The following is a 13,000-nucleotide window of genomic DNA, read 5'->3' as shown; positions in this document are numbered from 1 at the left end:
TGACCTGTCTCGTGCTTACCTTATCATAAACCCTCCCCAAATTCAAGGACTTCCCCGGTTCAGCAAAGTTTTTTCCTGGTTTTCGCTGTTTTTTCCCCTCTTTTTTCCATAACGATTGCCAACCGGCCTCCTATCTTTTATAATGGACCGTGTCCGCCGGTCCGCGCGGTAAAACAGGGCGGACACACGGGATGTTTTTCCCGGAAAGGAGGCCGCCATGGGCTACTCCCTTTTAAGCAAATACCGCTCTGAGCTGATGGGCGCGGCTATGCTGTGGGTCATGCTGTTCCACGCCTTCGACCTGGACCTGGGCCATCCACTGCTCAACGGCATCCGGGCGGCGGGTTTTGGCGGAGTGGACATCTTCATCCTGCTGTCCTCCATGGGACTTGCCATGTCCCTGGCCCGCCGGGAACAGGACTACTCCGCCTTTATGGCCCGGCGTGCCGCCCGGATCCTGCCCGCCTACTACCTGGTCATGGTCCCTTACACCCTGTACCTCATCCTGGCCCAGGGCAAGCACTGGTCGGCCCTGCTGTGGAACAGCACCCTGCTCTACTACTGGATGCGCTCCTCCGGGGCCTTCAACTGGTATGTGGCCGGGGCCATGACCTTCTATGCCGTCACGCCCCTCTGCTTTCGCCGGCTGCGCCGTTCGGCCCACCGGGAAGGGCTGACCGCCCTGGCTGTTCTGGCGGGGCTGGCGGTATGCCAGGTCCTCACCCACGAGGGCTACTGGTACGCCACCGACTTTTTCTACCGGGTCCCCGTCTTTTTTCTGGGGCTGCTCATGGGCCTCTGGGTGCTGGAAGACCGGAAGCTCACCGGCCGCTCCCTGGCCTTTTGGGCCGCTGCGCTGGTCGCCGGCCTGTGCTACGGAGGGGTGAGCCTCACCGCTCCCTGGATCGACTGGCCGGTCCACTTCCCCCTGTGCCACCTGTTTTTGCTCACCACGGTACCTATGTGTCTGGTCCTGTCCTTCTGTCTGGAGCTGCTGCCCCTGGGTTGGCTGCGCCGCTTTTTGAGTCTGGTGGGTCGAAACAGTCTGGAGATCTATCTGCTCAACGTCAGCCTTTTTTCCCAGACGGAGCTGCTGCGGAAGCTGGTCTGCTTCGGCCCCAGCAACCGGCTCTATTTTCTGGTCATGTTCGCCGCCAATATCGCCCTGGGCTGCCTGCTCCGCGCCCTGGTGGAGGGCCTGCGGCAGCGGCGGACGGCCCGCCCGGCGGTGGGCGGCGCTGCATAAGGCAAGAGGGACGGCAAACGCCGTCCCTCTGTTTTTTACTCAGTTGCTTATTTTGTGGGAATCCTTTATAATGAGATGTTCAAACAAGACTTACGGAGACATCTCCGGGGAGGATAAGATCATGCTGCTGAAAATTTTAGCCGTGGGCGACGTGGTAGGGGAGGGGGGCCAGGACATTCTGGCCCGGCGCCTGCCCGGATTACAGCAGGAGCTGGGGGTCCACTTCACCGTGGTCAACGGGGAGAACGCCTCCGGGGTGGGCATCACCCCCCGGCAGGCCCGGGGCATCCTGGACGCCGGAGCGGACGTCATCACCCTGGGCAACCACACCTGGAACCGCATCCAGATCGGAGAATTTCTGGACAAGGAGCCCCGCATCCTCCGTCCCGCCAACTATGCCGGGCGGGTGCCGGGCCGGGGCATGGGGGTCTACCCCTGCAAGGGGCTGCGCATCGCCGTGCTCAACCTCATGGGGCGCATCGAGCTCAACCCCAACCTGGACAGCCCCTTCAAGACCGCCAACGCCCTGCTCCGGGAGGGCAGCTGGGACCTGGCCCTGGTGGACTTCCACGCCGAGGCCACCAGCGAGAAGGGGGCCATGGCCTGGCATCTGGACGGCCGGGTCCAGGCGGTCTGGGGCACCCACACCCATGTGCCCACCGCCGACGGCCAGATCCTGCCCAAAGGCACCGGCTTCATCACCGACCTGGGCATGACCGGCCCCAGCCGCTCGGTGCTGGGCATCAAACCGGAGCACTCCCTCAACCTGTTCCTGGGGGGCCTCCCCCGGCGGTATGAGGAGGCGGAGGGCCCCTGCAAGCTCAACGCCTGCCTGTTCACCATCGACACGGAGAAAAAGCGCTGCGTGGACGTCTGCCGAACGGACCTTGCGGAATAAAACATCTGCCTCGAACCATGAAAGGAGGATCATCATGAATTGTCCCTTCTGTGGAAAAGAGCTTCAAAAAGGAGGCATAATCGCCGGTGGACCGGTGGCCTGGTTTCCCGAGCGGGAATTCAACCGCGATTTGTTGAGCAAGCTGGGTTTCTACGGCCATGGAAAAACCTTTGGTAAGTTTGTTCCCATTGTCAACCAGATCAAAATCCCCAATGCTTATTACTGTGATACCTGCGGCAAGGTGATGGGGGCATTTGACTGACTTTTCTAATGGTAGAAAGGCAAGGAATTGACCTATGTTAAAACTAATCCACGGGGCTGACTTCCATCTGGACAGCCCCTTTTCCGGCCTGACCCCCGAGCAGGCCGCCCGGCGGCGGGAGGAGCAGCGGGAGCTGCTGGACCGCCTGGCCCGGCTGGCCCGGGACAAGGGGGCCGACCTGGTGCTGCTGGCCGGGGACCTGCTGGACTCCCAGCGCTGTTACCGGGAGACCGCCCAGGCCCTGGCCCGGGCGCTGGGGGACATCCCCTGCCCGGTGTTCATCGCCCCGGGTAACCACGATTTTTACGCGCCCCAGTCGGTGTACGCCACCCTGGACTGGCCGGACAACGTACATATTTTCCGGGACCCGGACATGGAGCGGGTGGACCTGCCGGGGCTGAACTGCGCGGTATACGGCCGCGCCTTCACTGCCCCCCACCAGGAGTCCGGCCCCCTCTGGGGCTTCCGGGCCGACCGGAGGGAGGGCGCGCTCCAGCTCATGTGCCTCCACGGCGACCTCACCCCCCAGAGCCGCTACGGCCCCCTTCTCCCGGAGGACATTGCCGCCAGCGGCCTGGACTACCTGGCCCTGGGCCATATCCACCAGGGCACCGGCCTGCGCCGGGAGGGGGACGTCTTCTGGGCCTACCCCGGCTGTCCCGAGGGGCGTGGGTTTGACGAGCTGGGGGAGAAGGGGGTCCTCTATGTGGAGGCGGAGCCGGGAAACGTGTCAGCCCAGTTTGTCCCCCTGTGCCGCCGCCGCTATGAGATCCTGACGGTGGACGTCACCGGGGCGGAGAGCGCCCTGGCCGCCGCTGCCGCCGCCCTGCCCCAGGACACCCAGAACGACATCTGCCGGCTGATCCTCACCGGGGAGGGGCCGGCCCCCGATCTGGCCGCCCTGGAGGCCGCCCTGGCCCCCCGGTTCTACGGCCTGACCCTGACGGACCGGACCCGCCTGCCCCAGGACCTGTGGGCACGCCGGGAGGAGGACACCCTCACCGGGCTGTTCCTCCGGGCCATGTGGGACAAGTGCCAAGCGGCGCCCGACGATCAGACCTGCCAGTTGGCGGCCCGGTTCGGCCTGGCCGCTCTGGAGAATGGGGAGGACCTGGCCCTATGAAGATCAAATCCATGACCGCCACCTTCGGCAAGCTGGACCATGCCCGGCTGGAGCCGGCGGCTGGCCTCAATCTCATCCACGCCCCCAACGAGGGGGGCAAGTCCACCTGGGCCGCCTTCTGGAAGGCCATGCTCTACGGCATCGACACCCGGGACCGGGACAAGAAGGGCTATCTGGCTGACAAGAACCGCTACCAGCCCTGGTCGGGCGCCCCCATGGAGGGGGAGCTGACCCTGGAGTTCCAGGGGCGGGACATCACCATCCGCCGCGGGCCCAAAGGGAACACCCCCTTCGGCGCCTTCTCCGCCGTCTACACCGGGACGGAGGAGCCCGTCCCCGGCCTCACCGCCGGCAACTGCGGCCAGCTCCTCACCGGGGTGGGCCGGGAGGTCTTTGAGCGCTCCGCCTTCATCGGTTCCGGCGGCTCCCTGGCCGTCACCGCCGCCCCGGAGCTGGAAAAGCGCATCGCCGCCCTGGTGTCCTCCGGGGAGGAGGACGTGTCCTTCTCCCAGACCGAGGCCCGTCTGAAGGAGTGGCTCAACCGCCGGAAGGTGAACCGGAGCGTGGGCCTCATCCCCAAGCTGGAGGGGGAGCTGGACCAGGTCCAGAACACCCTGGCGCAGTTGGACGAGGCGGGCAGCCGCATCGCCCGGCTGGAGGCGGAACGGACCGCCCTGGAGGGGGAGCGGACCGAGCTGGCCGCCGAGCAGGAGACCCACCGCCGCCTGGCCCGGAAGGAGCTGAACCGCCGCTTCGCCCAGGCCGGGGAGGAGCTGAACGCCGCCCAGGCCCAGCTGGCTGCCCTGGAGGAGGAGGCGTCCAAGTACGGCGCGCTCCCTGACAAGGAGGCCCTGAAGCGGGCCCAGGGGGAGCTGCAATACTTAAAGGTGCTGGACGAGGAGATCAAACAGGGGGAGGAGGCCCTGAAAGAGGCCGACGAGGCCTACGTCCAGGCCCAGATCGCCGCCCAGGATGAGCATTTCACCGGACTGTCCGGGGAGGAAGCGGCGGAACAGGTCGCCCGCCAGTTGAGGGCCGCCGAACAGAACCGTATCCAGGCCGCCGCATGGAAGCGCCGGGGCTGGCTGTCTCTGGCCCTCACCGCTGTGCTCCTTCTGTCCCTCCAGTTCATCTTTGCCTCGTTGGGCGGCTGGCGTCCCGCCGCCTGGTGGTTTGCCTATGGCCTGCCCCTGCTGGCGGTGGCCCTGTTCCTTCTGGGGGTCTATTGCCTGTCCCGGGGGAAGCGGAGCGTACAGGACGGCCGGGCCGTCTTTGCCCGTTACCAAGTCCAGTCCCAGGAGGAGCTGGACGCCCTGGTCCGGGACTACCGGGCCCGCTGCGAGGCGGCAGAGGAGGCCGCCCGGCAGTCCAAAAACCTCCGGGGCACCCTCAATGACCGGAAGGCCCGCCGGGACAACAGCCGCGCCGATCTGCTCAGCTTTGTCCACACCTTCGCCCCCCAGGCCTCCGGGCTGTTCGGCTGCTCCGCCGCCCTGTCCCGGGCGCTGAATCTGGACCACGACCTGGCCCTGGCCCGGGAGCGGGTGGAGGAGCGCCGCCGCCGCCGGGAGGACCTGGCCGCCCAGGGGGGCCGGGACTACGACACCCTGGAGCTGATCTGCCCGCCCCAGCGCTCCCCCCAGGAGACCGACCGGGCCCTGGCCGCTGTCGCCGCCCGGCTGGACCAGACCAACCAGGCCCTGCACCAGGCCCTGGGCCGCCGGAAGGCCCTGGGCGATCCCGCCGCCCTGGCCGCCCGCCGGGAGGCGCTGGAGGAGGAGCTGGCCCGCCGCCAGCAGGAGTATGAGGCCCTGACCTTAGCCATGGACACCCTGCGGGAGGCCAACGCCCGGCTCCAGGAGCGGTTCTCCCCGGAGCTGAACAAGCTGGCCGGGGAATACATGGCCCGGCTCACCGGGGACCGCTACGCCGCCGTCACCCTGAACCGGGAGCTGGAGGGGGCCGCCGCCCGGCCCGGAGATGTGCTGCCCCACAGCGCCCTCTGCCTGTCCCGGGGGACCGCCGACCAGCTCTATCTGGCGGTGCGGCTGTCGGTGTGCCGCCTGTGCCTGCCCGACCAGCCCCCCATCTTCCTGGACGACGCCCTGGCCGCCTTTGACGACCAGCGGCTGGCCCTGGCCCTGGGCCTGCTGCGGGAGCTGGCTCAGGAGCAGCAGATCCTGCTGTTCACCTGCCAAAAACGGGAGGGCGAGGCCCTGTCCGGGGCACAAAACGTCACCTATCTGACCCTGTAACAGTTGCTTTTTGCCGGAAAAAGGCATATACTATCTCTCACGAACGCCGGCCCCGGCCGGCCAGCCCCTGGAGGGGAAGGAGGACATACCCTTGGCAGAAGAATTTGACGACCTGTTCCCCAACGGGGAGGGTACCCCGGAGGTCCGGCCGGAGGGGCGTCCCACCCAGTCCCCCGCAGCGGAAGCTCCCGGCGGGGAGGAGCCCCGCCGGCCCGGCGCCGACCTGTTTGAATGGCTCCAGATGATCATGGGCTGCGTGCTGGCGGCGGTGGTGCTGTTCAACTGCTTCGCCCGGCTCACCCGGGTGGACGGGAACTCCATGGACAACACCCTGAAAGACGGCGAGCTGATGTGGGTCTGGTCCCTGGGCTACCAGCCCAAGCAGGGGGACATTGTGGTACTGAACAAAAAGACCGCCTCCTTCCTGCGCGAACGGGCCATCGTCAAGCGGGTCATCGCCGTGGGCGGCCAGACGGTGGACGTCGACTATAACACCGGCACCGTCTATGTGGACGGCCAGCCCCTGGACGAGCCCTACATCAAGGAGACCATGTACAACACCGGCGACCCCAATATGCAGGGCACCCACTGGGAGGTCCCCGAGGGCTCCGTCTTCGTCATGGGGGACAACCGGAACCGCTCCACCGACAGCCGGGACCAGCGCCTGGGCACGGTGGACGAGGACTATATCCTGGGCAAGGCGGTCTTCGCCTTCTGGCCCCTGTCCCGCTTCGGGGCGCTTTAAGCCCGCGTGTGCTCCGGCTCCCGCCGTCTTCTCCGGAAGGCGGCGGGGCTTTTTTCGCCCTTCTGGCCCCTTCCCGCTCCCATACGCCCCCTTTTTATTGCAATCCCCACGGCTTTGGTGTAAAATATATGATGCCTAAATTTTGGAGCCTCTAGCATGGAAAGGAGCGGTCCCATGGACGAGAAGGTAAAAGACCTGCTGGACAAGATCCGGGGCGCGGCCGACGTGGCCGCCGACGCCTGCGCCGACACCGCCCGGGTGGCGGGCCGGAAGGCGGGACAGATGGTGGACGTGGCCAAGCTGAACGTCCAGCTCTTTGATTTGAACGGAGAGTTCAACGACACCCTGCGCCAGCTGGGCCAGGTGATGTACGACACCCACCTGGGCCGGGAGGCCGAAAGCGGCACGGTGACCGGCCTGCTGGACCAGGCCGACCAGACCGCCGCCAGGATCGCCGAGGTGAAGGACCGCATCGCCGCCCTGCGCCAGACCCAGACCTGCCCCGCCTGCGGGGCTCCCTGCGGAAAAGAGGATAAATTCTGCCGCCGCTGCGGCGGCGCCCTATAAGGAGTTTGGGATGGATTATACGATGGAACAATACCGGGAGAGCGCCCAGGCCATCCGCTCCCGGCTGGGGGATTTTGTCCCCAAGGTGGCCATGGTCCTGGGCTCCGGCCTGGGCTTTTTGGGGGACGAGGTAGAGGACCCCATCGCCGTGGATTACAAGGACATCCCCCACTTTAAGGCCTCCACCGCCCCCGGCCATAAGGGGCGGCTGGTCTTCGGCACCCTGGAGGGCCGGAAGGTGGCCGTGATGCAAGGGCGGATGCACCACTATGAGGGCTACTCCTACGAGGAAGTTTCCTACGCCGTCCGGGTGCTGCGGCTGCTGGGCTGCGACACCCTCATCGTCACCAACGCCGCCGGCTGCGTCCGCACCGACTGGCAGGCCGGGGACCTGATGCTCATTACCGACCAGATCAAGATGTTCTCCGAGTCCCCCCTCAGGGGAGAGAACCTGCCCGAGTTCGGCGTCCGGTTCCCCGACGCCTCCCACCTGTATACCCCCCGGCTCCGGGAGCTGGCCCGGGAGACCGCCCGGGAGCTGTCCATCCCCCTGCGGGAAGGGGTGTACTTCTACTGCTACGGCCCCCAGTATGAGACCCCCGCCGAGATCCGTGCCGCCCGCCTTCTGGGGGGCGACGCGGTGGGCATGTCCACCGCCCCCGAGGTCATTGTGGCCGGCCACTGCGGCATGGAGGTGCTGGGGCTGACCCTGCTCTCCAATATGGCCGCCGGCATTCTGGACCAGCCCCTCTCCGAGCAGGAGGTGCTGGACGCCGCCGAGGCCGCCCGGGAGAAGTTCTCCGCCCTGGTGCGGGCCTGTCTGAGAAAACTATAACCATTGGGAGGCGCCCTATGTCCATCCTCTTTACCAACGTCACCGCCGTCACCATGGACCCGGCCCAGCCCCTGCTGAACAGCGCCTATGTGTCCGTGGAGGGGACGAAGATCGCTTCCGTGGGTACGGAACGCCCCGCGGGGACTTTTGACCGGGTCGTCGACTGCGCCGGCAAGGTGATGATGCCCGGCTTTGTCAACACCCACACCCACATCCCCATGACCCTGCTCCGGGGCTACGGCGGGGGGCACAACCTGCAAAGCTGGCTCAACGACTATATCTTCCCCGCCGAGGCCAAGCTGGACGACCGCTGCGTGGCGGCGGGCACCGGCCTGGGGTTGGCGGAGATGATCGCCTCCGGAGTCACCTGCATCGCCGACATGTATATGCGCACCGGGGTCATCGCCCAACAGGTGCTGGAGGCGGGCATCAGCGCCAACCTGTCCTGCGGCGGGGTGTACTTCGGGGACCCCAAGGACTTCAGCGAGGACACCTGCGGCGACTGCCGCAACCAGCGCGCCCTCACCGAGGAGTGGCACAACGCCGGGGAGGGCCAGATCCGTGTGGACGCCTCCATCCACGCCGAGTACACCTCCAGCGCCCCCCTGTGGCGGTGGATGGCCGATTACGCCCAGGCCCACGGCCTGCGGATGCACGTCCACATCTCTGAGACCCAGTCGGAGCACGCCGACAGCCTGGCCCGCCACGGCCTGACCCCCATCCAGGCCCTGGACCGATACGGCGTGTGGGAGAACGGCGGCATCGCCGCCCACTGCGTCTACACCACCCCCGGGGACTGGGCCCTCATGGCCGCCAAGGGCGTCTCCGCCGCCCACAACCCCTACTCCAACCTGAAGCTGGGCTCGGGCATCGCCCCCGTCCCCGCCATGCTCCGGGCCGGGGTCAACGTGTCCCTGGGCACCGACGGGGTCAGCTCCCACAACAGCACCGACCCCTTCGCCGACCTGAAGCTGGCCGCCATCCTCCACAACGGGGTGGCCCGGGACCCGCTGGCCGTCACCGCCCGCCAGGCCCTGGAGATGGCCACCGTCAACGGCGCCCGGGCCCTGGGCCGGACGGACACCGGGGTCATCGCCGCCGGCAAGACCGCCGACCTCATTCTGGTGGACTTTACCGCCCCCAACCTGATCCCCTGCCACGACGTGGAGGAGAATCTTGTCTTTTCCGCCCACGGCAGCAACGTGGTCATGAATATGGCCCGGGGCAAGGTCATATATGAAAACGGGACCTTCCTCACCCTGGACCTGGAGAAGATCCGGGCCGAGGTGGAGGGCTACGCCCTGCCCCACATGTTCGGAGGCAAGGCGTAGGGGCGCATCATGATGCGCCCGCAGGCGGCAAAGGCCGCCCCTGCGCAATGCCGCCGCAGGCGGCACCATAACTCTGAACTCCTAACTCACCCAAGGAGGATGCCTATGCCTCAGCGTGACACCGCTCCCCGCCGGTCCGGCGGGCCAAAACAGAACACCTTTTTCGGCGGCGCGGCCATTCTGGCCGCGGGCATTCTGATTGTCAAGCTCATCGGAATGTTTTACAAGATCCCCCTCATCAACATCATCGGGGACCAGGGCACCGCCGACTTCAACAATGCCTACAACATCTACGCGGTGCTGCTGACCATCTCCACCGCCGGCCTGCCCGTGGCGGTGTCCAAGCTGGTATCCGAGGCCAACGCCCTGAACCGCCGGGCCCAGGTGCGGCGGATCTTCCGGGTGGCGCTGCTGCTGTTCCTCATTCTGGGCACCCTGTCCTTCCTGGTGATGTACTTCCGGGCCGACTGGCTGGCCGGACTGATGAACGACTCCAAGGCCGCCGCCGGCATCCAGGCCCTGGCCCCCGCCGTCATCTGCGTGGGCTGCCTGGCCGCCTTCCGGGGCTACACCCAGGGTCACAGCAACATGACCCCCACCTCCGTCTCCCAGATCATCGAGGCCCTGTGCAAGCTGGTGGTGGGCCTGGGACTGGCCTGGTGGCTGGTCAAAGCGGGACAGCCCGCCGAGGTGGCCGCCGCCGGCGCCATCACCGGCGTCACCGTGGGCACCATCGTGGCTCTGGCCTATATGATCCTCAGCTTCACCTTTTTCCGCAGCCAGGAGCCCCGGCTGGCCGATGACGTGCCCGACGCCGCCGGCTCCATCTTGAAGGACATCCTGCGCATCGCCATCCCCATCACCCTCAGCTCCTCCATGGTGGGCATCGTCACCGTCATCGACTCCTCCCTGGTCCAGGGCCAGCTTCAGCGGGTGCTGCTGGAGAAGCCCGACTGCTGGGCCCTCTACGCGGAGTTTGTGGACTTCGCCCCCCTGGAACAGGCCATCTCCGCCTGGCGGGACTCCCTGGCCGCCGGGACTGCCGGGACCATGGCCGCTCTGAACCAACAGGTGGAACCCCTGCTGGCCCAGCTGCAGAAGGACCCCCAGGCTGTGCTCTCCGCCGGGGACCAGGCCGCCCTGGCCCTCCGGGACGCCCTGGAGTCCATCAGCCGCGCCCTCTACGGCAATTACAGCGGCGCGCTGAACATCTACAACCTGCCCACCTCCCTCATGGCAGCTATCACCGCCTCCGTCATCCCCGCCGTCTCCGGCGCCCTGGCCCGCCGGGACCGCCGGGGAGCCGCCGGGATCTCCGGCTCCGCCCTGCGGATCACCGCCCTGCTGGCCTTCCCCATGGGGGTGGGCCTGTTCGTCCTGGGCACCCCCATCATGCGTCTGCTGTTCCCCAGCCTCACCACTCAGCTGGCCGGCCCCCTGCTGTCCACCCTGGGCCTGGCCACGGTGTTCGTGTGTATGATGCTGGTGTGCAACTCCATTCTCCAGGCCCACGGCTTTGTCAACCTGCCCGTGATGGTGATGGTGCTGGGGGGCGCGGTGAAGATTTTTACCAACTACAACGTGGTGGCCATCTCCAAGGTGGGTATCTTCGGCGTACCCATGGGCAACATCCTGTGCTTCGGCCTGTGCCTGGCGCTGGACCTGATCGTCATTTCCCGGGTCATCCCCAAGCGGCCCCAGTACCTGCCCATTTTCCTGAAGCCTCTGGCCGCCTCCGCGCTCATGGGCGGCGGGGCCTGGGCGGTGTACGGCCTGCTGTCCCGGCTGCTGGCCCGGGGCGGTGAGCTGAGCCGCACCGGAAACGCCGCGGCCACCCTGACCGCCATCCTGGTGGCGGTGGTCATCTACGGCGTTCTGATCATCGCCCTGCACGCCATCTCCCGGGAGGACCTGTCCCTGATGCCCAAGGGCGACAAGCTGGCCCGGCTGCTCCGGCTGTGATTTTCTCCTACTTTTTGGAAGAAACCGGGGGTTTTCTCCCCGAAACCGCATCATTCCCAAAAAACATCTTGATAAGGAAGCGAAACTGTGGTAAATTTTCAACGTATGGACCGTTACGGCATGGATGACCTGATCCGGATCATGGAACTGCTGCGCGCCCCCGGGGGCTGTCCCTGGGACCGGGAGCAGACCCACCAGTCCATCCGCCGCAACATGCTGGAGGAGGCCTACGAGGTGGCCGAGGCCATCGACCAGGAGGACCCCGCCCACCTGAAGGAGGAGCTGGGGGACGTGCTGCTCCAGGTGGTGTTCCATTCCCGCATGGCCCAGGAGGCCGAACAGTTCACCTTTGACGACGTAGTGGACGGCATCTGCCAAAAGCTGGTCTTCCGCCACCCCCATGTGTTCGGCACCGTGGACGCCCAGGACAGCGACAAGGCCCTCACCACCTGGGAGGCCCAGAAGCGGGAGGAGAAGGGGCAGAAAACCGCCTCCGACACCCTGGACGCCGTGGCCCGGTCCCTGCCCGCCCTGATGCGGGCGGAGAAGATCCAGGACAAGGCCCGGAAGGCGGGCTTTGACTGGAACGCGGTGGGTCCGGTGCTGGACAAGATCTCCGAGGAGACGGAGGAGCTGAAGCAGGCCGTCCGGGACAACACCAATATTGAGGAGGAGCTGGGCGACCTGCTCTTTGTCACCGTGAAGGCCGGGCGTTTCCTGGGGCTGGACAGCGAGCTGGCCCTCCACGCCGCCTGCGAAAAGTTCATCCGCCGGTTCCGCCGGGTGGAGGCGCTGGCGGACAAGCCCATGGACCAGCTGGACCTCCCCGCTCTGGAGGAGCTCTGGCGCCAGGCCAAGGCCATGGAACGGGAAGAAACTTAAAATCCCTGCCAGGGATTTAAGTATATTTTTGACATGCGCCCGCAGGCGCGATCCCACTTCACAGGAGGAAAACGATAATGAACAAAACCGAACTCATCGCCGCTGTCGCTGAGAAGGCCGACCTGTCCAAGAAGGACGCCGAGGCCGCCGTTACCGCCGCCATCGACGCCATCACCGCCGCTCTGAGCCAGCAGGAAAAGGTGCAGTTGGTCGGCTTTGGTTCTTTTGAGGTCAAGACCCGCGCCGAGCGGGTGGGCCGCAATCCCAAGACCAAGGAGACCATTAAGATCCCTGCCTCCAAGACCCCCGTGTTCAAGGCCGGCAAGGCTCTGAAGGACGCCGTGGCCCAGTAAGATTCATAGAGCAACAAAAAGCGGGGACGCTGTGTGACAGCGTCCCCGTTTGGATTCACCGGCGCGTATCTTTGAAACAAAGGAGTTTTCCATGCGACTGGACAAATGGCTGAAGGTCTCCCGGCTCATCAAGCGCCGCACCGTGTTCCCACAAACGCGGGGCGTTTGTGGGGGCCCTTGGCCATTTCAATTGCGGCGGCCGGAAATGAATTCCGTCCGCCTGCGCCGCAAAGGCGGCGGCTCGCTTCCGCTCGCGTTGGCCACGGCGCGTATCTTTGAAACAAAGGAGTTTTTTCCATGCGACTGGACAAATGGCTGAAGGTCTCCCGGCTCATCAAACGCCGCACCGTGGCCAACGAGGCCTGCGACAACGCCCGGGTCACCGCCAACGGCCGGCCGGTAAAGGCCAGCTACGACGTGAAGGTGGGCGACCTGCTGGAGCTGAAATTCGGGGAGCGGACCCTGAAGGTAGAGGTACTGGTGGTGGCGGACAACGTGGGCAAAAACGACGCCGCCGCCATGTACAAAGAGGTGCTTTGAC

The 13,000-nt window shown here is 66.1% G+C and carries 14 protein-coding genes; all 14 read left to right on the top strand.

What is annotated here, in order from left to right; all coding sequences use genetic code 11:
- Positions 1-217: 217 nt before the first annotated feature.
- Entirely contained in the window at positions 218-1,246 is a 1,029-nt protein-coding gene (locus I6E42_RS07800; protein ID WP_235371359.1) for an acyltransferase family protein, read from the top strand.
- 121 nt (positions 1,247-1,367) lie between these two features.
- Positions 1,368-2,144 (top strand): TIGR00282 family metallophosphoesterase, encoded by a 777-nt coding sequence (locus I6E42_RS07795; protein WP_235371422.1) that lies wholly within the window; start codon positions 1,368-1,370, stop codon positions 2,142-2,144.
- 34 nt (positions 2,145-2,178) lie between these two features.
- Positions 2,179-2,406: a PF20097 family protein gene (locus I6E42_RS07790; protein ID WP_235371358.1), complete on the top strand. Its 228-nt coding sequence runs from the start codon at positions 2,179-2,181 to the stop codon at positions 2,404-2,406.
- A 34-nt stretch (positions 2,407-2,440) separates the two neighbouring features.
- Positions 2,441-3,529 carry a metallophosphoesterase family protein gene (locus tag I6E42_RS07785; protein WP_235371357.1) on the top strand — a complete coding sequence of 363 codons (1,089 nt, stop codon included), beginning with the start codon at positions 2,441-2,443 and terminating at the stop codon, positions 3,527-3,529.
- On the top strand, positions 3,526-5,784 hold the full coding sequence (locus I6E42_RS07780) for an AAA family ATPase (RefSeq protein WP_235371356.1): 2,259 nt from the start codon (positions 3,526-3,528) through the stop codon (positions 5,782-5,784). The genes I6E42_RS07785 and I6E42_RS07780 overlap by 4 nt, the downstream gene beginning before the upstream one ends.
- Positions 5,785-5,875: 91 nt before the next feature.
- Entirely contained in the window at positions 5,876-6,529 is a 654-nt protein-coding gene (gene lepB, locus I6E42_RS07775) for a signal peptidase I (RefSeq protein ID WP_235371355.1), read from the top strand.
- 174 nt (positions 6,530-6,703) lie between these two features.
- On the top strand, positions 6,704-7,096 hold the full coding sequence (locus tag I6E42_RS07770; RefSeq protein WP_235371354.1) for a zinc ribbon domain-containing protein: 393 nt from the start codon (positions 6,704-6,706) through the stop codon (positions 7,094-7,096).
- Between the two features lie 10 nt (positions 7,097-7,106).
- On the top strand, positions 7,107-7,931 hold the full coding sequence (locus I6E42_RS07765) for a purine-nucleoside phosphorylase (protein WP_235371353.1): 825 nt from the start codon (positions 7,107-7,109) through the stop codon (positions 7,929-7,931).
- Positions 7,932-7,948: 17 nt separating this feature from the next.
- Entirely contained in the window at positions 7,949-9,262 is a 1,314-nt protein-coding gene (locus I6E42_RS07760) for an amidohydrolase family protein (RefSeq protein WP_235371352.1), read from the top strand.
- 105 nt (positions 9,263-9,367) lie between these two features.
- Positions 9,368-11,224, top strand: coding sequence for a putative polysaccharide biosynthesis protein (locus I6E42_RS07755; RefSeq protein ID WP_235371351.1), 1,857 nt, complete (start codon positions 9,368-9,370; stop codon positions 11,222-11,224).
- A gap of 87 nt (positions 11,225-11,311) precedes the next feature.
- Entirely contained in the window at positions 11,312-12,106 is a 795-nt protein-coding gene (gene mazG, locus I6E42_RS07750; RefSeq protein WP_235371350.1) for a nucleoside triphosphate pyrophosphohydrolase, read from the top strand.
- Between the two features lie 77 nt (positions 12,107-12,183).
- Positions 12,184-12,459 (top strand): HU family DNA-binding protein, encoded by a 276-nt coding sequence (locus tag I6E42_RS07745; RefSeq protein WP_235371349.1) that lies wholly within the window; start codon positions 12,184-12,186, stop codon positions 12,457-12,459.
- A gap of 91 nt (positions 12,460-12,550) precedes the next feature.
- Positions 12,551-12,778 (top strand): hypothetical protein, encoded by a 228-nt coding sequence (locus I6E42_RS07740; RefSeq protein ID WP_235371348.1) that lies wholly within the window; start codon positions 12,551-12,553, stop codon positions 12,776-12,778.
- Entirely contained in the window at positions 12,757-12,999 is a 243-nt protein-coding gene (locus I6E42_RS07735; protein ID WP_235371347.1) for an RNA-binding S4 domain-containing protein, read from the top strand. The genes I6E42_RS07740 and I6E42_RS07735 overlap by 22 nt, the downstream gene beginning before the upstream one ends.
- Position 13,000 lies beyond the last annotated feature (1 nt).

It is taken from the genome of Pseudoflavonifractor phocaeensis (assembly GCF_021531815.1).
In the GTDB taxonomy this organism is placed as follows: domain Bacteria; phylum Bacillota; class Clostridia; order Oscillospirales; family Oscillospiraceae; genus Lawsonibacter; species Lawsonibacter phocaeensis_A.
The sequence above is the reverse complement of the archived record's forward strand: the minus strand, read 5'-3'. Positions and strand labels throughout refer to the sequence as shown.